Source organism: Phreatobacter oligotrophus (assembly GCF_003046185.1).
Classification (GTDB): domain Bacteria; phylum Pseudomonadota; class Alphaproteobacteria; order Rhizobiales; family Phreatobacteraceae; genus Phreatobacter; species Phreatobacter oligotrophus.
In genome coordinates this window covers 60,935-82,828 of sequence record NZ_PZZL01000010.1, presented here as the reverse complement: position 1 = coordinate 82,828, position 21,894 = coordinate 60,935, and the positions used below count along the sequence as shown (strand labels likewise).

The 21,894-nt window shown below is 69.1% G+C and carries 18 protein-coding genes; 8 read left to right on the top strand and 10 right to left on the bottom strand.

The features are described 5' to 3' along the window. Positions 1 to 27: 27 nt before the first annotated feature. From C8P69_RS19385 to C8P69_RS19360, 6 genes are all read right to left on the bottom strand, one after another. Positions 28 to 1,014 carry a Gfo/Idh/MocA family protein gene (locus C8P69_RS19385; RefSeq protein ID WP_245902144.1) on the bottom strand — a complete coding sequence of 329 codons (987 nt, stop codon included), beginning with the start codon at positions 1,012 to 1,014 and terminating at the stop codon, positions 28 to 30. A gap of 10 nt (positions 1,015 to 1,024) precedes the next feature. Continuing rightward, a complete protein-coding gene (locus C8P69_RS19380) occupies positions 1,025 to 2,191 on the bottom strand; it encodes a M20 aminoacylase family protein (protein WP_108179099.1) in 1,167 nt (388 codons plus the stop codon). A 239-nt stretch (positions 2,192 to 2,430) separates the two neighbouring features. Further along, positions 2,431 to 3,597, bottom strand: a complete 1,167-nt coding sequence (locus tag C8P69_RS19375; RefSeq protein WP_108179098.1) for a M20 aminoacylase family protein — start codon at positions 3,595 to 3,597, stop codon at positions 2,431 to 2,433. A 59-nt stretch (positions 3,598 to 3,656) separates the two neighbouring features. Beyond that, entirely contained in the window at positions 3,657 to 4,823 is a 1,167-nt protein-coding gene (locus tag C8P69_RS19370) for a M20 aminoacylase family protein (RefSeq protein ID WP_108179097.1), read from the bottom strand. 27 nt (positions 4,824 to 4,850) lie between these two features. After that, positions 4,851 to 6,014, bottom strand: coding sequence for an amidohydrolase (locus tag C8P69_RS19365; protein WP_108179096.1), 1,164 nt, complete (start codon positions 6,012 to 6,014; stop codon positions 4,851 to 4,853). A gap of 14 nt (positions 6,015 to 6,028) precedes the next feature. Next, positions 6,029 to 7,195, bottom strand: a complete 1,167-nt coding sequence (locus tag C8P69_RS19360; protein ID WP_108179095.1) for a M20 aminoacylase family protein — start codon at positions 7,193 to 7,195, stop codon at positions 6,029 to 6,031. A gap of 115 nt (positions 7,196 to 7,310) precedes the next feature. Between C8P69_RS19360 and argE the strand changes: the two genes are divergently transcribed. Continuing rightward, positions 7,311 to 8,474 carry an acetylornithine deacetylase gene (gene argE, locus C8P69_RS19355; RefSeq protein ID WP_108179094.1) on the top strand — a complete coding sequence of 388 codons (1,164 nt, stop codon included), beginning with the start codon at positions 7,311 to 7,313 and terminating at the stop codon, positions 8,472 to 8,474. Between the two features lie 247 nt (positions 8,475 to 8,721). On the opposite strand, the gene C8P69_RS19350 is transcribed toward argE, so the two are convergent. Continuing rightward, positions 8,722 to 9,087, bottom strand: coding sequence for a ComEA family DNA-binding protein (locus tag C8P69_RS19350; protein ID WP_108179093.1), 366 nt, complete (start codon positions 9,085 to 9,087; stop codon positions 8,722 to 8,724). 250 nt (positions 9,088 to 9,337) lie between these two features. Here C8P69_RS19350 and C8P69_RS19345 point away from each other — a divergent pair, with 250 nt between their 5' ends. The 3 genes from C8P69_RS19345 to C8P69_RS19335 are packed head-to-tail and all read left to right on the top strand — an operon-like array spanning position 9,338 to position 14,300. Next, positions 9,338 to 9,964 carry a TetR/AcrR family transcriptional regulator gene (locus tag C8P69_RS19345; protein WP_108179092.1) on the top strand — a complete coding sequence of 209 codons (627 nt, stop codon included), beginning with the start codon at positions 9,338 to 9,340 and terminating at the stop codon, positions 9,962 to 9,964. Then, positions 9,961 to 11,112, top strand: coding sequence for an efflux RND transporter periplasmic adaptor subunit (locus C8P69_RS19340; RefSeq protein ID WP_108179091.1), 1,152 nt, complete (start codon positions 9,961 to 9,963; stop codon positions 11,110 to 11,112). The genes C8P69_RS19345 and C8P69_RS19340 overlap by 4 nt, the downstream gene beginning before the upstream one ends. 11 nt (positions 11,113 to 11,123) lie before the next feature. Further along, complete coding sequence (locus C8P69_RS19335) at positions 11,124 to 14,300, top strand: efflux RND transporter permease subunit (protein WP_108179090.1); 3,177 nt, start codon at positions 11,124 to 11,126, stop codon at positions 14,298 to 14,300. Between the two features lie 97 nt (positions 14,301 to 14,397). On the opposite strand, the gene C8P69_RS19330 is transcribed toward C8P69_RS19335, so the two are convergent. After that, a complete protein-coding gene (locus C8P69_RS19330; RefSeq protein WP_108179089.1) occupies positions 14,398 to 15,285 on the bottom strand; it encodes a LysR family transcriptional regulator in 888 nt (295 codons plus the stop codon). A 123-nt stretch (positions 15,286 to 15,408) separates the two neighbouring features. Here C8P69_RS19330 and C8P69_RS19325 point away from each other — a divergent pair, with 123 nt between their 5' ends. From C8P69_RS19325 to C8P69_RS19310, 4 genes are all read left to right on the top strand, one after another. Then, positions 15,409 to 16,905 (top strand): CoA-acylating methylmalonate-semialdehyde dehydrogenase, encoded by a 1,497-nt coding sequence (locus C8P69_RS19325; protein ID WP_108179088.1) that lies wholly within the window; start codon positions 15,409 to 15,411, stop codon positions 16,903 to 16,905. A 56-nt stretch (positions 16,906 to 16,961) separates the two neighbouring features. Next, positions 16,962 to 17,291, top strand: a complete 330-nt coding sequence (locus C8P69_RS19320) for a FitA-like ribbon-helix-helix domain-containing protein (protein ID WP_108179087.1) — start codon at positions 16,962 to 16,964, stop codon at positions 17,289 to 17,291. A 12-nt stretch (positions 17,292 to 17,303) separates the two neighbouring features. Then, positions 17,304 to 17,726 carry a type II toxin-antitoxin system VapC family toxin gene (locus C8P69_RS19315; RefSeq protein WP_108179086.1) on the top strand — a complete coding sequence of 141 codons (423 nt, stop codon included), beginning with the start codon at positions 17,304 to 17,306 and terminating at the stop codon, positions 17,724 to 17,726. A gap of 62 nt (positions 17,727 to 17,788) precedes the next feature. Continuing rightward, on the top strand, positions 17,789 to 19,276 hold the full coding sequence (locus C8P69_RS19310; protein WP_108179085.1) for a M81 family metallopeptidase: 1,488 nt from the start codon (positions 17,789 to 17,791) through the stop codon (positions 19,274 to 19,276). A 367-nt stretch (positions 19,277 to 19,643) separates the two neighbouring features. On the opposite strand, the gene C8P69_RS19305 is transcribed toward C8P69_RS19310, so the two are convergent. Together C8P69_RS19305 and C8P69_RS19300 are read right to left on the bottom strand one after the other, a co-directional pair. Further along, on the bottom strand, positions 19,644 to 20,636 hold the full coding sequence (locus C8P69_RS19305) for a ketopantoate reductase family protein (protein ID WP_108179084.1): 993 nt from the start codon (positions 20,634 to 20,636) through the stop codon (positions 19,644 to 19,646). Positions 20,637 to 20,649: 13 nt separating this feature from the next. Further along, positions 20,650 to 21,873: an NAD(P)/FAD-dependent oxidoreductase gene (locus C8P69_RS19300; protein WP_108179083.1), complete on the bottom strand. Its 1,224-nt coding sequence runs from the start codon at positions 21,871 to 21,873 to the stop codon at positions 20,650 to 20,652. Positions 21,874 to 21,894 lie beyond the last annotated feature (21 nt).

The window sequence follows — 21,894 nt, the reverse complement described above, 5'->3', positions numbered from 1 at the left end:
CATTCGGCCAGCCGACGTCCGGTCTTCTCACCCCTTCAGGATCGCCTCGACCGTCTCTTGTACCTCGAGCGCTTCCGGGAGCGTCGCGAGATGGAACGCCTCGCCGCGCACCAGCGCCGCGACGCCCTCGAGCTGCCGGCGCAGCACCAGCGGTCGGATCTTCTCGTTGGGCAGCGCCTCCGGGTCGGGCTGCCAGGCGCCCTCGGGCGTCCGCCGCTCGGCGAAGGACCAGTCGCGCAGGCGCACCGCGCCGGCCGTGCCCTCGATGGTCCAGGTGTTGTGGTCGTCCTTGGCGGTGGTCCCGACGCTCCCCGCCAGCGTCACCGGCAGGCTGCCGGCGACGAGCGTGCCGGCGATCTTGCGTTCGGACTTGCCGGCCTCCGGGAACTCCGCCGTCGCCTTGAGGCCGGTCAGCGGCCCGCCGAGCCGGCGCGACAGGAAGAGGAAATGCGACACCACCTCGCGGGTGAAGCCGCCCTCGGCCGGCCCGTCGAGCCAGGAGGCGGCATCGCGCTGCCAGGAGCGCGGCCAGGTCGCGAAGGACACCTCAATGGCGATGCGCTGCGGCGTGCCGATCGCGCCTTCGGCGATCCAGCGCTGCAGGGTTGCCACGGCGAAGGAGGAGGCGAAGGGGAAGTTCACCGCCCCGCGTCCGCCGGCCTCCGCCACGAAGGCGCGGGCATCCGTCAGGTCCACCGCCAGCGGCTTCTCGCAGAACACCGCCTTGCCGAGCGCCAGCGCCGTGCGGGCATGGGCAAGGTGGGAGGAGGGGGGCGAGGCGACGTAGAGGCAGTCGCTCGCCGCCGCCACCGCCTCGGGACCGCCAAGCCGCGGTACGCCCGGATGGGCGGCCGCGATGCGCGCCATCGCCGCCTCCGAGGGGTCCCAGATGCCGGCGATACGAACGACATCCGCCGCATGGGCGAGGGCGGCGCCAAGAAGACGCTCGCCCATGATCCCCGCGCCGACGATGCCCAGCGAAACCGGGCCCGGCGCAACCTTCTGCTGTGTCACGGGATCCGCCTCAGGCCGGCATCGCCGTCTCGACGATCTTGGCGAGATAGCTGGTGCCCGTCGGGATCGCGTTGTCGTCGAAATTGTAGGCGGGGTGGTGGCAGGCGGCGGTGTCGCCGTTGCCGAGGAAGATGTAGCAGCCCGGCCGCTCGTTGAGCATGTAGGAGAAGTCCTCCGCGCCCATCAGCGGCGGCGTCTCCGGGTCGACCTTGTCGGCGCCGACGACGGACTGGGCGACCTTCACCGCAAAGTCGGTCTGGTCGGAATGGTTGAAGGTGACGGGATAGCCGCGCTGGTAGTTGATCGTGCCGACACAGCCCATGCCCTTCGCGACGTTCTCGACCAGCTCCTTCATGCGGGCCTCGACGAGGTCCTGGATCTCCGGCTTGAAGGTGCGCACCGTGCCGAGCATCCGCAGCGTCTGCGGGATGACGTTGAAGGCCTCGCCCGCCTTCACCGAGGTGATGGAGATCACTGCGCTCTCGATCGGGTCGACATTCCGCGAGACGATGGTCTGCATCGCAAGGCCGATGGCGAAGCCCGCCTGGACCGGATCGACGCAGAGGTGCGGCATGGCGCCGTGGCCGCCCTTGCCCTCGATGTCGATGATGAAGCGGTCGGCCGCGGCCATGGCCGGACCCTTGCGCACGGCGAAATGGCCGACGGGAATGCCCGGCATGTTGTGCAGGCCATAGACCTCCTGGATTCCCCAGCGGGTCATCAGGCCATCCTTGACCATGGCGTCGCCGCCGCCGCCGCCCTCTTCCGCCGGCTGGAAGATCATGATGGCGGTGCCGTCGAAATTGCGGGTCTCGGCGAGGTACTTGGCGGCGCCGAGCAGCATGGCGGTGTGGCCGTCATGGCCACAGGCATGCATCTTCCCCGGAACCTTCGACTTGTAGGGGAGGTTGGTCGCCTCCTCGATGGGCAGGGCGTCCATGTCGGCGCGCACACCGACGACCTTGCCCGATGCGGTCTTGCGGCCCTTGATCACCGCCACGACGCCAGTCTGGCCGATGCCGGAGACCACCTCGTCGCAGCCGAATTCCTTGAGCTTCTGCTCGACGATGCCGGCGGTGCGATGCACGTCGTAGAGCAGCTCCGGGTTCTCATGGAAGTCACGCCGCCAGGCGGTGATCTCGTCGTGGAGGTCGGCGACGCGGTTGATGATCGGCATGGAAAGGCTCCGGAACGGCGATGCGAAGGCGGGAGGCTAGCGCGGCAGGAGCGCCGAGGCGAGGGGGAAGGTGGGAGGCGGGGATGCGTGGCGCATTCACCTCTCCCCGGCGGGGAGAGGTCGACGAGCGAGAGCGAGGCGGGTGAGGAGGAGAGCGAAACACGGCCAGCGCTTGGCCCCCTCGCCCGGCCTTCGGCCGACCTCTCCCCGCCGGGGAGAGGTGAGCGTCAGCCGCCCCCTCACGCCGGCATGCGGCTCTCGACCAGCTTCGCCCAGTAGCTCATGCCCAGCGGGATGATCTCGTCGTTGAAGTCGTAAGCCGGGTGGTGGACCGAGGCCGTGTCGCCCTGGCCGATCATGATGAAGGCGCCGGGGCGGGCCTGCAGCATGTAGGAGAAATCCTCGCCGCCCATGATCTGCGGCGCGTCGTCGTTCACCGCCTTCTCGCCCACCACGGCGGCCGCCGCGGCGACCGCATGCGGCGTATGGGCGGGATCGTTGACGGTGGCCGGCACGACCCGCACATGCTCCACCGTGGCCGTGGCGCCGAAGACGGCAGCAGTCGTCTCGGCGACCTCTTTCAGCCGCCTCTCGATGAAGTCCCGCACCTCGCCGTCATGGGTGCGCACCGTGCCGCGCAGCTCGGCGGTCTGCGGGATGACATTGTTGGTGAAGCCGGCATTGAAGGCGCAGATGGAGATGACGGCGCTCTTCAGCGGGTCGATGTTGCGGGCGACGATCGACTGCACCGCCACCACGATGTGGGAGGCGACGAGGATGGTGTCGATGGACTGGTGCGGCCGCGCCGCGTGGCCGCCCTTGCCCTCCACATGGATGCGGAAATTGTCCACCGCCGCCAGCATCGGGCCGGGGCGGATGGCGAACTGGCCGACGGGAAGGCCCGGCGCATTGTGCATGCCATAGACCTCCTGGATGCCGAAGCGCTCCATCATGCCGTCGAGCACCATGGCCTCGCCGCCCTTCTCGCCCTCTTCCGCCGGCTGGAAGATGACCGCGACCGTGCCGTCGAAATTGCGGGTCTCGGCGAGGTATTTGGCAGCGCCGAGCAGCATGGCGGTGTGGCCGTCATGGCCGCAGGCGTGCATCTTCCCCGGCACCTTGGAGGCATGCGGCAGGCCGGTGATCTCGGTCAGCGGCAGCGCGTCCATGTCGGCGCGCAGGCCCACCACCTTGCCGGAGCCATGGGCCTTGCCGCGGATGATGCCGACCACGCCGGTGCGGCCGATGCCGGTCACCACCTCGTCGCAGCCGAACTCGCGCAGCTTGTCGGCGACGATGCCGGCGGTGCGGTGCACGTCGAACTGCAGCTCCGGATATTCGTGGATGTCGCGGCGCCAGGCGGTGACCTCCTCGTGGAGGGCGGCAATGCGGTTGACGATGGGCATGGGCGTGGTCCTGCGGAAGGGAGGGCGACCGGCACGGCACCGCCGCGCCGGATCAGGCGTCAGGCGGCAAGGCGGCTCTCGACGAGCTTCGCCCAGTAGCTCATGCCGATGGGGATGATCTCGTCGTTGAAGTCATAGGCCGGGTGGTGGACCGAGGCCGTGTCGCCCTGGCCGATGAAGATGAAGGCGCCGGGACGGGCCTCCAGCATGAAGGAGAAATCCTCGCCGCCCATGACCGGGACGGTGTCGCGGTTGACGCCATCCTCGCCGACCACGGAGGCCGCCGCGTCACCGGCGAAGATGGCGTTGTCGGCATGGTTCCGGGTCACCGGATAGTCGCGGAAATAGGTGAGCTTGGCCGTGCCGCCATACATGGCCGCGGTGCCCTCGACGATCTGGTGCAGGCGCTTCTCGACGAGGTCGCGCATCTCGGGGGTCAGCGTGCGCACCGTGCCGAGCAGCGTCGCCGTCTGCGGGATGACATTGTCGGTGAAGCCGGCATTGAAGGCGCAGATGGAGACGACCGCGTTGCCGAGCGGGTCGACGTTGCGCGAGACGATCGACTGGACGTTGGTGACGATCTGCGAGGCGATCAGGATCGTGTCGACGGCGAGATGGGGCTTGGCGGCATGGCCGCCCTTGCCCTCGACGTCGATCTGGATGCGGTCGGCGGCCGCCATCAGCGGGCCGGCGCGCAGCGCGAACTTGCCCACCGGCAGGCCCGGCGCGTTGTGCATGCCATAGACCTCCTGGATGCCGAAGCGGTCCATCATGCCGTCATTGACCATCTCGCGGCCGCCGCCGCCGCCCTCCTCGGCCGGCTGGAAGATGACCGCGACCGTGCCGTCGAAATTGCGCGTCTCGGCGAGGTACTTGGCAGCGCCCAGCAGCATGGCGGTGTGGCCGTCATGGCCGCAGGCATGCATCTTCCCCGGCACCTTGGAGGCGTGCGGCAGGCCGGTAATCTCGGTCAGCGGCAGCGCGTCCATGTCGGCGCGCAGGCCGATCACCTTGCCCGAGCCGGTGTTGCGGCCCTTGATGATGCCGACGACGCCGGTCTTGCCGATGCCGCCGACCACCTCGTCGCAGCCGAATTCCTTGAGCTTGTCGGCGACGATGCCGGCGGTGCGGTGCACGTCGAACATCAGCTCAGGGTTCTCGTGCAGGTCGCGGCGCCAGGCGGTGACCTCGTCATGGAGGGAGGCGATGCGATTGTTGATGGGCATGATCTGTCTCCGGATCGAGGGTGCCGCTCAGGCGGGCATGCGGGTTTCGACGAGCCTTGCCCAATAGCTCATGCCGATGGGCAGGATCTCGTCATTGAAGTCGTATGAGGGATGATGAAGGCCAAATTCCCCACCCTGGCCGATGCCGACCATGCAGCCCGGGCGCTCCTCCAGCATGAAGGCGAAATCCTCGCCCCCCATTGGCGGCGGCACGTCCCGCCAGACCCCCGGTTCACCGACCACCGAGGCTGCCGCGAGGGCCGCGGCGGCGCTTTCGGCCGCGGTGTTGAGGACGCTCGGACAGGCCCGCTCGTAGGCGACTGTCGCGGTCGCGCCATAGGCTGCGGCCGTGCCCGACACCACCGCGTTCAGCCGCGCCTCGACCTGGTCCTGCACCGCCCGGGAGAGGGTCCTGACCGTCCCCTTCAGGACTGCCGCATGGGGGATCACGTTGTTCGCCGCTCCCGTTTCGACCGAGCAGAGCGACACGACGACGGCGGCGAGCGGGTCGATCGAACGCGAGGCGATCGATTGCACGGCGATCACCGTCTGGGCGGCGACAAGCAGCGTGTCGACGGCGATGTGGGGCTTCGCGGCATGGCCGCCCTTGCCCTCGATGCGGATATCGATCCAGTCGACGGCGGCGCTTGCGGCCCCGGTGATCACCTGGATCGAACCGACGGGGTCCTGGCTGTTGTGCATGCCGTAGACCTCCTGCACGCCGAACCGCTCCATCAGGCCGTCGGCGACCATCGCCCGTGCGCCGTGGCCACCCTCCTCGTCCGGCTGGAAGATCAGCGCGACCGTGCCATCGAAATTGCGCGTCTCCGCGAGATACTGCCCCGCGCCAAGCAGCATGGCCATGTGCCCGTCATGCCCGCAGGCGTGCATGCGCCCGGGAACGGTGGAGGCGTGGGCGGCGCCGCTGGTCTCGTGGATGGGCAGGGCATCCATGTCGCTCCGCAGGCCGATCACACGTCCGGACCGGTCGGAGCGGCCACGGATGATGCCCACGACGCCGCTGCGGCCGATCCCCGTCACGACGTCGTCGCAACCGAAGGCCCGGAGCTTATCGGCCACCACCGAGGCCGTCCGCGGCAGGTCGAAACCGAGCTCGGGATGCCGATGGAAGTCCCGCCGCCAGGCGGTGACCTCCTCGTGCAACGCGGCGATGCGGTTGATGATGGGCACGATGGTCCGAGGCCTCAGGCGGGCATGCGGGTTTCGACCAGACGCGCCCAGTAGCTCATGCCGATGGGCAGGATCTCGTCGTTGAAGTCATAGGCGGGGTGGTGGACGTATTGGCCGTCCCCCTGTCCGATCGAGACCATGCAGCCTGGACGGGCGTTCAGCATGAAGGAAAAGTCCTCGCTACCCATAGACGGGGGAAAGTCGGTGGCGATGTTGGACTCGCCGACGACGGAGGCTGCGGCCGCGATGGCATAGTCGGTCTCGGCCGGATGGTTCACGACCGCCGGGCAGCCGCGGGTGTAGGTCAACTCTGCTTTGGCGCCGAAAAGCGCTGCGGTGCCTTCGGCGATCTCCTTGAGGCGTCGCTCGATCATGTCCTGGATGGCCGGATCAAAGGTGCGCACCGTACCCCTCAGTTCGGCCGTCTGCGGGATAACATTGTTGGTGAAGCCGGCGTTGAAGGCGCAGATCGAGATCACCGCCTGTCCGAGGGGGTCGACATTGCGCGAGGCCACCGACTGGATGGCCACCACGATATGCGAGGCGACAAGGATCGTATCGACTGCGAGGTGGGGTTTTGCGGCATGGCCTCCCTTCCCTTCGACGCGAATAGCGATCAGATCGGCAGCGGCGCTGCGTGGGCCCGCGCGCATGGCGAAGGTCCCGACAGGGCGGCCAACCGCATTGTGCATCCCATAGACCTCCTGGACGCCGAAGCGGTCCATCAGCCCGTCGGCGACCATTGCGCGGGCGCCGCCGCCGCCCTCTTCCGCCGGCTGGAAGATGAGGATGGCGGTGCCGTCGAAGTTGCGCGTCTCGGCGAGATACTTGCCCGCCCCGAGCAGCATGGCCATGTGCCCGTCATGGCCGCAGGCGTGCATCTTGCCCGGAACGGTCGAGGCCCAGGGCGCGCCGGTGATCTCGGTCAGCGGCAGCGCGTCCATGTCGGAGCGCAGGCCGACCACCCGGCCAGACCCGGTGCTCTTGCCGCGGATGACGCCGACGACGCCGGTGCGGCCGATCCCGGTCACCACCTCATCGCAGCCGAATTCGCGCAGCCTGTCGGCGACGATGGCGGAGGTGCGCGGCAGGTCGAACTGCAATTCGGGATGCTGATGGAAATCACGACGCCACGCCGTGGCCTCCTCGTGAAGGCCGGCGATGCGATTGACGATAGGCATGGATGTGTCCCGAGGGAGAAAGGGCAACAGAACCGGAGTGGGCCGGGCCGGTCAACAGGCTGCCATGCGATGGCCTCCCCTTGACGTGCATGGCTGCCATCGGCTCCTTCGGCAGATGACCCTCTCCAGCATCCAGCTCCTCGAGCGCCTTGTCGGCTTCCCCTCGGTTTCCGACGCCAGCAATCTCGATCTCGTGGACTACATCCGCGACTATCTCGCGGGCCATGGCGTCGCGTGCGAGATCGTGCCGATGCCGGACGGCCGCAACGCCAATATCTGGGCGACGATCGGCCCGAAGGTGGACGGCGGCATCGTGCTCTCCGGCCATCTCGACGTCGTGCCGGTCGAGGGCCAGCCCTGGACCACCGACCCCTTCACCCTCACGGCCAAGGGCGACAAGCTCTACGGCCGCGGCGCCTGTGACATGAAGGGCTTCGACGCCTGCGTGCTCGCCGCCGTGCCGGCCATGGTCGCCGCCGACCTCAAGCGCCCCATCCACATCTGCCTCACCGCGGATGAGGAGATCCGCATGGACGGCGCCCGCGCCCTCATCGCGCGGCTCGGCCAGGACTGGACGCGTCCCTCCGCCTGCATCGTCGGCGAGCCCAGCCGCATGAAGGTGGTCACCGGCCACAAGGGCTATATGCGGATCGACACCCATGTGCGCGGCCACGAGGTCCATTCCTCGCAGCGCTACAACGGCGTCTCCGCCGTCTTCGTCGCCGCCCGCCTCGTCAGCTGGATGGAGGACCGGGACCTGCGGAACAAGGCCGAAGCCGAGGCGAATGGCGGTGTGCCCTATTTCGATCCGGGCTGGACCATGCTGCATGTCGGCACGATCCAGGGCGGAACGGCGCACAACATCACCGCGCTCGATGCCCATTTCGTCACCGGCATCCGTGTCGTCCCCGGCGATGATGGCGAGCGCTATGTGCGGGAGTACGAGGATTTCGTCCGCCGCGAGATCGAGCCGGCCATGAAGGCCGTGCATCCGGATGCGGGCGTGAGGATCACCTGGCGGGTCGGTGGGCAGCCGCTGGTGCGCGAGGAAGACGGCGAGGCCGAGCGCATCGCCCGCCGCCTCACCGGCGACAACGGTATCCAGGTCGTGCCCTATGGGGCGGAAGCCGGCCTGTTCCAGACCGCCGGCATCTCCACCGTCATCTGCGGTCCCGGCGACATCGCCCAGGCGCACCAGCCGGACGAGTGGATTGAAGTGGCCGAACTCGCGCGCTGCGACGCCTTCATCGCCGGCCTCATCCGCGAGTGCAGCCGCTAGAGGCGTATTAGGGACCAGGAATGCCCCACCCTTACCCTCCCCTCTGCCGAGGGGAGGGGGACCACCGCGTTGCGCGGGGTGGGTGACGGTCGCGCCAGGCCCAGCCGCTTCGATCGGGCGGGACGTCGAAGTCCCCCTCCCCTCGGCAGAGGGGAGGGTAAGGGTGGGGCATCGAGACTGAACGCCGACCCCCAACAAAAAACCCTCCCCGCCGGAGCGGGGAGGGCGAAGAGCGAGGCGTGAGACCTCAGCGCTGGCGGGCCACGATCCGCGCCTGGATGCCGTCATAGACGCCCTGCGGGATGATGTTCTTGCGCACGAGCTCGTCCTTGCCGCGATAGGGGCGGCCGGCGATGATCGCCTTGGCGCGCGCCTCGCCGATGCCCGGAAGGACCCGCAGCTCGGCTTCCGTCGCCGAATTGATGTCGATGAGCTGGACGGCCGGGGTCGTCGCCGCGGGCGCGGGCGTGGCCGCCGGGGCCGGAGCCGCGGTCGCCGGGGCGGTCGGTGCCGGACGGGTGGCCGGTGTCGTCGAGGGCTGGGTGGCGGTCTGGGCCATCGCGGCGGTGCCGGCGATGCCGAGGGCGGCGGCGAGCATCAGGGTCTTCAGCATGGCGTGTCCTTCCGGTGCAGCCGACGGGCCCGCTTGAGCGAACCACCTGATCGGCTGGTGAGATCAGAACACCACTGGTTCTTGTCGCTGAAAAGACCGGTTTCTGCTCGCGGGGTGGCGGATCGCTGAACGGCAGACAACAGAGGAGGGGGGTGCGACGGCGAGCCGCAGTCGAAAATGAATGTTCATTCTCTTTTCAATTGCGTCGTCTCCTGTCTCATCGTAAGGCTGCGCACACTGAAGGAGCCCCATGCCCCGCATTGCCGAGACCCAGCGCACCGACCGCAAGGTCGCGATCCTCGACGCCGCCGAGCGCTGCTTCGTACGCTCCGGATTCCACGGCGCCTCCATGGCCGAGATTTGCGCCGAGGCGGGCATGAGCCCGGGCAACCTCTACCGCTACTTCCCCTCCAAGGAAGCGATGATCGAGGGCCTGTGCGAGCGCGACTTCGACGAGATCGGCCAGGGTTTCGCGGCCCTGTCGCATACGACGGACATCTGGGGAGCCTTCGAGGTCCTGGCGCGTCATCACATGGTCGAGGAACCGCGCGAGAGCTGCATGCTCTGGGTCGAGATCATGTCGGAGGTGTCGCGCAATCCGCAGATCGGCGCCCTGCGTAGGAGGATCGACGCGTTCATCGCGGAGAACATCCGCTTCGCTCTCACGGTGGCGCGCGACCGGGGCCAGACCGCCCCCGAGGCTGACCTGGAGCGCGCCGTGCAGTTCCTCATCACCTTCGGCGACGGCCTGATGCTGCGCCGGGCCCGCGATCCCTCCTTCGATCCACGCCCCCACGTGGCGCTGATGTTCGACGTCCTGCGCGACATGCTGCTGCCATCCACCGCGCCCACTTCCGCTAAGGCCTTCGCCCCATGATCTTCACCCCGACCCGCCTGACGCTGCCCATCGCTGCGGTTCTGGTCGCGCTCGCAGGCACCGCCGCTGCGCAGACCGCTGCGCCCTCGGTGACGGTGGCGACCGCCACCCGCCAGGAACTGCGCGAGACCGTTGTCGCCAGCGGCTCCTTCGTGGCGCGCGAGGAGATCCTCGTCGCCCCCGAGGTCGACGGCCTCACGGTGGTCGAGATCCTCGCCGAGGAGGGCGACCGGGTCGCCGCCGGCCAGGTCCTCGCCCGCCTCAACCGCGAGATGCTGGACGTGCAACTGGCCCAGAATGCCGCGCAGATCTCCCGCGCCGCGGCTGCCGTGGCCCAGGCGAAGTCGCAGATCGCCGAGGCGACCGCTTCCCGCACCCTCGCTGAGCAGCAGCTCGAGCGCACCCAGCAGCTCCAGCGCACCGGCTCCGCCACCAATGACGTGCTCGACCAGCGCACCACCGCGGCCCGCACCGCCGGGGCCCGCGTGGAGTCGGCGACCAATGCCCTCGCCCTTGCCGAGGCCGACCTCGTTCTCGCCCGCGCCCAGCGCCGCGACATCGAGCTGAGGATCGCCCGCACCGAGATCAAGGCGAAGGTCGGCGGCACGGTTTCGCGCCGCACGGCCCGCCTCGGCGCGCTGGCTCCCGCCGCAGGCGATCCGCTCTTCCGCATCATCGCCGAGAGCCAGGTCGAGCTGGAGGCCGACGTGCCCGAGACGACGCTCGCGCGCATGCGCCCCGGCCAGCCCGCCGAGATCGACGCGGCCGGCTATGCCGCGCCGCTGCCCGGCCGCGTCCGCCTCGTCGCTCCGGAGGTGAACCGCAGCAACCGTCTCGGCCGCGTCCGTGTCACCCTGACCGGCACCGACCGGCCGCCGCTCGGCGCCTTTGGCCGCGCCACCGTCGAGGTCGCCCGCTCCTCGGGCGTCACCGTGCCGCTCTCGGCCGTGATGTTCGGCCAGAGGACGACGGTTCAGGTGGTCAAGGACGGCCTTGTCGAGACGCGCGAGGTCGTCATCGGCCTGCGCTCGCAGGGCCGGGTGGAGGTTCGCGAGGGTCTGAAGGAGGGCGAGCAGGTCGTCGCCGTCTCCGGGAGCTTCGTCCGCAACGGTGACCGGGTCGCCCCGGTCGCGGCCGTCCAACGCTGAGGGAGAGGACGATGGCCCTCAACATCTCCGCCGCCTCGATCCGCCAGCCGGTCCCCTCGATCGTCCTCTTCGTGGTGCTCTGCTTCCTCGGCTGGATGAGCTACCTCAACCTGCCGATCACCCGCTTTCCCAACATTGACGTGCCGCTGGTCCAGGTGCGCATCGTCCAGGCCGGCGCTGCACCGGCCGAGCTCGAGAGCCAGATCACCAAGCGCGTCGAGGACGCCGTCGCCAACATCACCGGCGTCAAGAACGTCATCTCGAACCTCACCGACGGCATGTCCTCGACGGTGGTCGAGTTCCGTCTCGAGGTGAACACCGACCGGGCGTTGAACGACGTCAAGGACGCCATCGCCAAGATCCGCGCCGACCTGCCGCGCAACATCGACGAGCCGATCATCGAGCGGCTCGACGTCGAGAACCAGGCGATCCTGACGGTCGCGGTGGCGGCCCCCGCCAAGACCATCGAGCAGCTGTCCTGGTTTGTCGACGACACGGTGAAGCGCGAGCTTCAGGGCCTGCGTGGCATCGGCCGCATCAGCCGCAACGGCGGAGTGCTGCGCGAGATCCGCGTTGCGCTCGACCCCAACCGCCTCATGGCCCTCGGCATCACCGCCGGCGAGGTCAACCGCCAGCTGCGCGCCACCAATGTCGACCTCGCCGGCGGCCAGGGCGATATCGGCGGCCAGCAGCAGTCCATCCGCACCCTCGCGGGTGCGGTGACGGTCGAGGAATTGGCCGCCACCCGCATCGTCCTGTCGGGCGGCCGCGAGGTGCGCCTGTCCGACCTCGGCTCGGTCACCGATCTCTTCGAGGAGCCGAAGAGCTTCACCCGCCTCAATGGCGAGACGCCGACGGTGGCCTTCCAGGTCTTCCGCTCGAAGGGCGCCTCCGACGTGCGCGTGGCAGCGCTGGCCCGCGAGAAGATCGAGGAGCTGCGCCGGGCCAATCCGGCGATCAGCTTCACCGAGATCGACAATTCCGTGAACTACACGGCCGGCAACCACAAGTCGGCCATGACCATGCTGCTGGAAGGCGCCGGCCTCACCGTCATCGTGGTCTTCCTGTTCCTGCGCGACTTCCGCGCTACGCTCATCTCCGCCGTCGCCCTGCCGCTTTCCATCATCCCGACCTTCTGGGCCATGGAGATGCTCGGCTTCTCGATGAACCTCGTCTCGCTGCTGGCGATCATCCTCGTCACAGGCATCCTCGTCGACGACGCCATCGTCGAGATCGAGAACATCGTCAGACATATGAAAATGGGCAAATCGCCCTACCGCGCCTCGATGGAGGCGGCGGACGAGATCGGTCTCGCGGTCATCGCCATCTCGCTGACCATCGTCGCGGTCTTCGCGCCCGTCTCCTTCATGGGCGGCATCGCCGGTCAGTACTTCAAGCAGTTCGGCCTGGTCGTGGCCATCGCCGTGCTCTTCTCGCTCCTGGTGGCACGCCTCATAACGCCCATGCTGGCGGCCTATTTCCTGAGGCCGCACGCGCACAAGGAGCCGAAGGACGGCGTGATGATGCGCGCCTACCTGCGCTTCCTCTCCGGCACGATCCGCTTCCGCTATGTGACGCTGCTCGCCGGAATCGCGGTCTTCGCCGTGTCGATCTGGGCCATCCGCTTCCTGCCCACCGGCTTCATCCCCTTCCCCGACGAGGCCCGCTTCGTCGTCTCCATGGAACTCCCGCCGGGATCGACGCTGGAGGACACGCGCGAGCGCTCCGACCAGCTCGCCAAGCTCATCCGCAAGACCATCCCGGAAGTGGAATCGGTGCTGGTGATCGGCGGCTCGAACCCCGTCGGCACGCTGGAGATCCGCCGCGCCACCGTCATCGTCCGCCTCATCCACAAGACCAAGCGCGAGCGCACCCAGCGGCAGATCCAGGCGGCAACATCGCCGCTCTTCACCCAGATCCCCGACATCCGGGCCTGGTACGTCAACGATCGCGGCGAGCGCGAGCTCTCCATCATCGTCCGCGGCCTCGACCCGCAGAACCTGTCGCTCGCCGTCGCCAGGCTCGAAGCCGAGATGCGGCAGATCCCCGGCTTCGTGAACGTCGCCGCCTCCGCCGGCCTCGAGCGCCCGGAGATCCGCGTCGTGCCGAAGACCGACGAGGCGGCGCGCTACGGCATCACCACCGACCAGATCTCGGAAGCGGTGCGCGTGGCGACCATCGGCGATGTCGCCGCCAACCTCGCCAAGTTCAACGCAGGCGACCGGCTCATTCCCATCCGCGTCCAGCTGGACACCGACGCCCGCGCCGAGCTCGACATCCTCTCGTCCCTCACCGTTGTCTCGGCGACGGGCCAGCAGGTGCCGCTCACCGCCGTGGCCGACATCACCTTCGGCCAGGGCCCCTCGTCGATCGAGCGCTACAACCGGATCCGCCGCGTCAATATCGGCACCGACCTCACCGGCGGCATGGAGATCGGCCCGGCGCTGGAGAAGGTCTTCGCCCTGCCGGCGGCGCGCAACCTGCCGCCGACCGTCTCCTTCCAGCGCGGCGGCGACGCCGAGATCATGCAGGAGGTCTTCCAGGGCTTCGCGGTGGCCATGGGCACCGGCTTGCTCATGGTGCTTGGCGTGCTGGTTCTGCTGTTCCACTCGGTGTTCCAGCCGCTGACCATCCTGATGTCGCTGCCACTGTCCCTCGGCGGCGTCATCCTCGCCCTGCTGCTCACCGGCTATGCCATCTCCATGCCGGTGGTGATCGGTATCCTCATGCTCATGGGCATCGTCACCAAGAACGCCATCATGCTGGTGGACTTCGCGGTGGAGAAGGTGCGCGAGGGCGTCGACCGGCGCGAGGCGATCCTCGATGCCGGCCGCAAGCGCGCGCGGCCCATCATCATGACCACCATCGCCATGGGCGCCGGCATGATCCCGCCGGCTCTCGGCTCGGGCGATGGCGGCGAGTTCCGCGCGCCCATGGCCATCGCGGTGATCGGCGGCCTGATCGTCTCGACCGTCCTCAGCCTCGTCTTCGTGCCGTCCTTCTACACGGTGATGGACGATGCCGGCCGCTTCTTCGGCTGGGTCTTCGGCCGCTTTGTCGGACCCACCGACGAGCCCGGCGAGGGCGGCCATGGCGCCGCCTCGCAAGGTGCGCCGCCGCTGCTGCTGCCCGCCGATGCCTCCTCACCCGGCGAGACACCGCGCCCCATCCGCGTCGCGGCAGAATAATGCCCGATACGCGCCGGTTCCCCCCGGGCCGGCCGCGTGGGAGCCCGGTGCCCATGGGTCCGCCCCTGTGGATGCCGGGCTCTTCCCGTTTCTCCCCTCAGGCGAAGAGCCCCCCGGCCGCGGCCACCTCCTCGACGACGAAGCGATAGGCCTCGTCGATCCGGGCGATGCGCCGCGTGTCGACATGGGCGACGAGGTGATAGGTGCGGCGGATCGCCAGGTCCGGCAGCACCCGCACCAGCCCGCCGGCGTCACGCGCCGCATAGTCGTGGAGGATGCCGATGCCGGCACCGGCCCTCACCGCCTCCATCTGGGCGAGCACGCTGGCGCATTCGAAGCGCCGCTGCCCCGCATCGAAGGCCGGCGGGTAATAGGTCAGCGATTCCGAATAGTGGAGCTCCTGCACCGAGGTGACGAGCAGGTGGCGCCGCAGCGTCTCCGCGTCGGCGGGCATGCCGTGGCGCTCGCAATAGTCCGGGGTCGCATAGAGACCGAGGCCGTAATCGGTGAGCTTGCGCACGGTGAGCCGCCCGTCCGAGGGCGGGTCGATGACCACCGCGAGGTCGGCGTCGCGCTTCGACAGCGACATGGTCCGCTGGAGCGGCACGAGCTGGATGGTGAGTTCGGGGTGCCGCTCGGCGAGCCGCCCCAGCCGGGGCGCGAGGAACAGCGCGCCGAAGCCCTCCGGCGCGCCGATGCGGATGGTGCCGGACACCACCCGGTCGACCTGCGAGACATCGGCCTGGGCATCCAGCCAGGCGGTCTCCATGGCCTCCGCTGCGGCGAGGAAGCTCTCGCCGGCGACCGTCAGCGTGATCCCGGCGGTGGAGCGGGCGACGAGCTGGGTGCCGAGCTGTTCCTCCAGGAGCCCGATCCGGCGGGCGACAGTGGCGTGGTCCAGCGACAGCGCCCGCGCCGCGGCGAGGAACTGGCCGGCGCGCGCCACCGCAAGAAAGACCCGGACATGATCCCAGTTTGGCGTCATGCGCCTATCTTACGCCAAAACGCGCACAACGCATGCGCCATCTTACCCCTTGGACCTTGCACTGCTTCGCTCTAGTGCTGCTGCGGGGCCGCAAACGGCCGAGACGTCCGAGGGAGAGAGCCCATGCGCAATTACGGTCATTTCATCGGCGGCAAGCATGTCGCCGGCACGTCCGGCCGCACCGCCGACGTCTACCAGCCGCTGGACGGCTCCGTCTTCGGCAAGGTCGCCCTCGCCTCCAAGGCCGAGGTCCGCGCCGCGGTCGAGAACGCCAAGGCCGCGCAGCCCGCCTGGGCCGCCACCAATCCGCAGCGCCGCGCCCGCGTCCTCATGAAGTTCCTTGAGCTCTGCGCCCGCGACAACGACAAGATGGCGGAGCTGCTGGCCCGCGAGCACGGCAAGACCATCCTCGACGCCAAGGGCGACATCCAGCGCGGCCTCGAAGTGGTCGAGTTCGCCATCGGCGCCCCGCAGATGATGAAGGGCGAGTACACCGAGGGCGCCGGCCCCGGCATCGACATCTACTCGATGCGCCAGCCGCTCGGCGTCTGCGCCGGCATCACCCCGTTCAACTTCCCCGCCATGATCCCGCTGTGGAAGGCTGGCCCGGCCATCGCCGCCGGCAATGCCTTCGTGCTGAAGCCCTCCGATCGCGATCCGGGTGTGCCGCTGATGCTCGCCGAGCTCTTCCTCGAGGCCGGCCTGCCGCCGGGCATCTTCAACGTGGTCAACGGTGACAAGGAGGCAGTCGACGCCGTCCTCGACGATCCCGACATCAAGGCCGTCGGCTTCGTCGGCTCGACCTCCATTGCCGAGTACGTCTATGCCCGCGGCTGTGCCAGCGGCAAGCGCGTCCAGTGCTTCGGCGGCGCCAAGAACCACATGATCATCATGCCCGACGCCGACATGGACCAGGCGGTCGACGCCCTGGTCGGCGCTGGCTACGGCTCGGCCGGCGAGCGCTGCATGGCCATCTCGGTCGCCGTGCCGGTGACGGAAGAGGCGGCGAACCGCCTGATGGAGAAGCTGGTCCCGCGGGTCGAATCCCTGAAGATCGGCCCCTCCACCTCGCTCGATGCGGATTTCGGCCCGCTGGTCACCGCCCAGGCGCTGGAGCGCGTGAAGGGCTATGTCGATATCGGCGTGAAGGAAGGCGCCAAGCTCGTCGTCGATGGCCGCGGCTTCAGGATGCAGGGCTACGAGAACGGCTACTACATGGGCGGCTGTCTCTTCGACAACGTCACCAAGGACATGCGCATCTACAAGGAGGAGATCTTCGGTCCCGTCCTCTCGGTGGTGCGCGCCAAGACCTATGGCGAGGCCCTCGACCTCGCCAACGACCATGAATATGGCAACGGCGTCGCCATCTTCACCCGCGACGGCGATGCGGCCCGCGACTTCGCCGCCAAGGTGCAGGTCGGCATGGTCGGCATCAACGTGCCGATCCCGGTGCCGCTGGCCTACTACACCTTCGGCGGCTGGAAGCGCTCGGCCTTCGGCGACCTGAACCAGCACGGTCCCGACGCCTTCCGCTTCTACACCAAGACCAAGACGGTCACGTCCCGCTGGCCCTCCGGCATCAAGGACGGCGCCAGCTTCGTCATCCCGACCATGGGCTGACGGTTTCGGCTCTGCGGCGCTCCGTGCTATCCTTGAGGACAGCACGGAGCTTCGTCATGGCCGAGGTCCTGATCCGCGACATTCCCGAGGAGACGCTCGCAGAGCTGCGCAAGGCTGCCGCCCGAAAGGGCCGGTCCCTTGAGCAGGAGATCGTCGATGTGCTTGGGCAGAGCCGTCTCGCCACGTCTCCACCGATGGCAGGCGAGATGACCTCCATTCCCTCGCCCGGTGCGCCGCAAGAGGAGTTCAGCGCTTGGCTGGACAGTCTCGGGGGCCGCAAGTTCTCGCCGCAGGAGCGAGTCGCGGCGAGCCGGTGGTTCCTTGCGCGAAGCGGAGGCCCCGGCGAACCGCTTACCGCCGAAGAGCGGCGCGACGGTCTGGCTTGAGGCGATACGGCGATGGCCCTGGTCGTGGATGCCAGCGTCGCCGCCAAATGGCTGATCGAGGAAGACGGGTCCGACGCTGCCCTTGCGCTCCTGGAACGCGATGAGCCGCTGATCGCGCCCAGCCTGATCCTTCTGGAAGTGGCTAGCGTGCTTTGGAAGCGCTGCCGCGTCGGCGGTATCAGCGCGGCCGAGGGGCGTTCGGCTCTTGCCGCTCTGGAAGGCTATTTCGCGGAGCTGGTTCCTGACCAGGACCTGGTCGGTTCCGCCTTCACCATCGCCCTCGTCCTCGACCACCCCGTCTATGACTGCCTCTACCTGGCGCTGACCGCGGCGCGTGATTGCCGCCTCGTCACCGCCGACGCCCGGCTTCTCGCCCGCCTCGTCAAGTCTCCCCACCGCGACCGCGTCATGCCGCTTCAGGACTGGCCGGGCTGACCGCCCTCGGCTTTGATCCCTCCCGAGGCCGCCGCGGGCGGCCACCGGACAGGACGAACCCCATGCGCATCGCCCTCGGCGGTTTCATGCACGAGACCAACACCTTCGTCCCGGAGCCGACGCCCTGGGCCATGTTCAACCAGGAGGGCGCCTGGCCCGGCTTCACCCGCGGCCCGGATCTCCTGACGAAGTTCCGCCCCTTCAACATCGCCTCCACCGGCTTCATGCGCATCGCGGAGGCCGCCGGTCACACGATGGTGCCGCTGTCCTGGTCCTTCGCCCAGCCCTCGGGCCGGGTCGAGGATCGCGTCTTCGAGCGGGCCGTCTCCTACATCCTCGCCGACTTGGCCGATGCCGCGCCCGACGCCGTCTTCCTCGAACTCCACGGCGCCATGACCACCGAGACCATCGAGGATGCCGAGGGCGAGCTGCTCGCCCGCGTCCGCCGCCTCGTCGGTCCAAATGTGCCGGTCCTCTCCTCGCTCGACCTCCACGCCAATGTGACGCGGCAGATGGTCGACAATGCGAGCTTCATGTCGGCCTACCGCACCTATCCGCATATCGACTGGCTGCAGACCGGCGAGCGCGTTGCGCAGTGGCTCGACCGCGTCCTCGCCTGGGGGCCGCAGCCGGCTCGCGCCTTCCGGCAGATGCCCTTCCTCATCCCCATCGCCTCGGGCTGCTCGATGATCGAGCCGATGAAGGGGCTCTATGCCCTGCTGGAGGAGATCGAGGCCGAGACCGGCGTGCATCTTTCGCTCTGCCCCGGCTTCCCCTCCGCCGACATCTTCGACATGGGCGCGACCGTCATCGGCTATGGCGCGGACCAGCCGTCCGTCGATGCCGCCGTCGACCGGCTCTATCACGCCGTGCTGCGCTCCGAGGCCGCCTTCCTAGACCATCTCGCCAAGCCCCAGGACGAGGCGGTGGCGCTCGCCTTCCAGCGCGCCGACATGGCCGGCAAGCCCGTCATCATCGCCGACACGCAGGACAATCCCGGCGCCGGCGGCTCCTCCATCACCACCGGCTTCCTGCGCGCCATGATCAAACGCGGCGCCCAGTCGACGCTGATGGCGCTGCACCACGAGCCGGCTATCGCCGAGGCCGCGCACAAGGCCGGCAAGGGCGCCACCATCGCGGTCACCTTCGCCGCGAATGGCAGCGGACCGGGCGAGGAGCCGCTGACCACCACGGCCGAGGTCATCGCCGTCTCCGACGGCCGCTTCATCGGCACCGGGCCGATGGTCGGCGGCCAGCCCATCAACATGGGGCCCTCCGCCTGGCTCAGGATCGGCGGCATCGATCTCGTCGTCGGCACGGTGCGCCAGCAGCCGCATTGCGTCGCGGTCTGCACCCATCTCGGCATCGACATCACCGGCTACAAGGTGGTCGTGCTGAAGAGCTCGGTGCATTTCCGCGGCGACTGGCAGCCCTATGCGGATTCGGTCGTGGTCGGCGCCTCCCCCGGCGCGGCGCTGGACGACACCGGCGTCATCCCGTTCCAGCACCTGAGGCCCAACGTGCGGCGGCGGCCCATGTCGAACCACTGAGGGGAGGGGGAGCAGGCGAGGAACCTCGCCCCTCCCGAAGTCCCGCCGCCCTCTTCGTCATGCCCGGCCTTGTGCCGGGCATCCACGACTTGACCACTGCCCCTTGAAACGAATGCGTGGATGCCCCCGGGCCAAGCCCGGGCATGACGGGCGGAGGTTCAAGCGCAAGGGCTGGCCGGTCAGCGCACCTCTCCCCGGCGGGGAGAGGTCGGCGCGCAGCGCCGGGAGAGGGGGCAAGGCCCCGACGACATCTCCCCCTCTCCCGATCCGCGGCTTCGCCTCGGCTCGACCTCTCCCCGCCGGGGAGAGGTGTCGGCGATGCTCGCGCCCTCCGACAGGACGGGGGCCTGGAGCCTGTCGCCGCCCCTCACACCTTCACGGGCGGCTTGCTCACGGCCGCGTCCAGCGCCCTGAGCAGCGGCAGCACCACGTCGATGGCGGGCGTCGGCACGCCATGGTCGCGACCGAAGGCCTGGAGCTGGCCGACAATGGCCTCGACCTCCATGGGCCGCCCGGCCTCGGCATCCTGCAGCATGGAGGGCTTGCCGCCGGGGCGGCCGGGCCGCGCCGGGAGCGCTGCCGCCGGGTCGACCTCCGACGTGAGATCCCAGCCCAGCGCCTTGGCGACCGCCAGCATCTCCTTGATCATGCCGATGCCGAGCGCGCCGATTCCCGGCACCTCGTGCCAGCGCCCGAGCGGCAGCCGCGACAGCGCGCAGAGCGGGTTCGCCGCGATGTTGAGCGCCAGCTTCTCCCACATGGCCTTGCGGATGTCGGTGGTCACCTCGCCGCCGAGCCCGGCCCGCTGGAACACCTCCGCCGCCGCATCCGCCCGCGGCGAGGCATAACCGGTCGGCTCGCCGATGATCCAGCGATTGCCGGCCGTGTGGGTGATGACCCCCGGCTCGGTCACCGCATTGGCGGAATAGACCACGCCGCCGAGCACGCTGTCCGGCCCGAGATCGCGCCACAGCAGCCCGTCCGGATCAAGCAGCGGCAGCGAACCCGCCTCCTCGTCGATGCCGTGGTTCCACCACCACGGCACGCCGTTGGTGAAGAAGACCGCCGCCGCCCCCGGCGCCAGCAGCGCGCGGATCTGGCCGGCGATGGCAGGCAGCGAATGGGCCTTCAGCGTCACCACCACCAGGTCCTGCGGCGGCAGCGTCGACGGGTCGTCGGTCGCCGCATGGGGCATGCCGCCGAGCGTCTCGCCGCCCGTGTGCAGCGTCAGGCCCTTCTCGCGGATGGCGGCGAGATGGGCGCCGCGCGCCACCACCGAGACCTCGGCGTCGCGCGCCGCGATGAGCCGCGCCGCCGCGTTGCCGCCGACCGCGCCGGCGCCGAAGATGCAGACCTTCATGGGGGGCTCCGGGTCAGATCACATTGAGTTCGAGGACCGGTTCGCCCCGCAGGATGCGGTCGAAGCCGAAGACGGAGAGGTCGAGGCTGCGATAGCCGCCATGGACGATGAGCTCGGCCAGCGCCCGGCCGGCGGCGGGCGCCTGCTGCAGGCCGTGGCCGGAAAAGCCGTTGATGAACATCAGGCCTGTGACCTCGGGATGGGGGCCGAGGATGGCGTTGTGGTCGAGCGTGTTGAAGTCGTAGTGCCCGGCCCAGGCGCGGATCTGGCGCAGCTGCTCCATGGCGGGGATGCGCGTCGCCCAGGCCGGCCAGACATGGGCCTCGAACTCGTCGTGGGCGGGGTTGAAGTCGCCGTAGGCTGCGGGATCCGGGTCGCCCTCGCCCGGCCCCCAGCCGCCGATGACGAGGTCGCGCTCGGGCCGCATCCAGACACCCGAGGGGTCGACGATCAGCGGCATGTCGGGGAAGGTCTCCGGGCATTTCACCACGAAGACCGTGCGCTTGCGCGGCTCCACCGGCAGCGGCACGGCGATGCCTTGAGCCAGCTTTCCCGCCCAGGCGCCGGCCGCAAGCACGAGCGTGCCGCAGGTCCGCGCCGAGCCATCCGCCATCACCGCGCCGGTGACGCGGTCGCCCGTGCGGGTGAGGCTTGCGACCTCCCCCTTCTCATAGGTCGCGCCGGCCTCCCGCGCCGCCTTGCGGAACAGGTCGAGCAGCATGGCCGCGTCGAACCAGCCCTCGCCGGTGCGGCCCCAGGCGCCGAGCGCGATGTCCTCGGTCGAGAGCCAGGGGAACCGGGCCTGCAAATCGGCGGGACCCAGCAGCAGGATGTCGGCGCCCTCCGCGGCTTGCGTGCGCCAGTTGGCCTCCAGCACGGAGCGGCCGCCCTCCGAGGCAAGGATGAGATAGCCACCCTCGCGGAAGCCGATATCGGCCTCCGCGCCGAAGCGCTCTTTCAGGCCGCGGATCACTTCGATGCCGAAGCGGCTCATGCGGATGTTCTCAGGCGTCGAGAACTGCTGGCGGATGGAGGCGGCCGACAGCGTCGTCGAGGCCTCGGCATAGGTCGGGTCGCGCTCGATGACATGGACCGAGCCCTGAAAACCCAGCTCCTTCTTGAGGAAATAGGCGGTGCAGGATCCCATGATCCCGCCGCCGACGATCAGCACATCCGCGTGTGTCACGCCGTGTCTCTTCTGCAATCCGCTCTCGTTCGGAAGGACGATGGCACGCATGCTGCGATGCAGCTAGCCTCA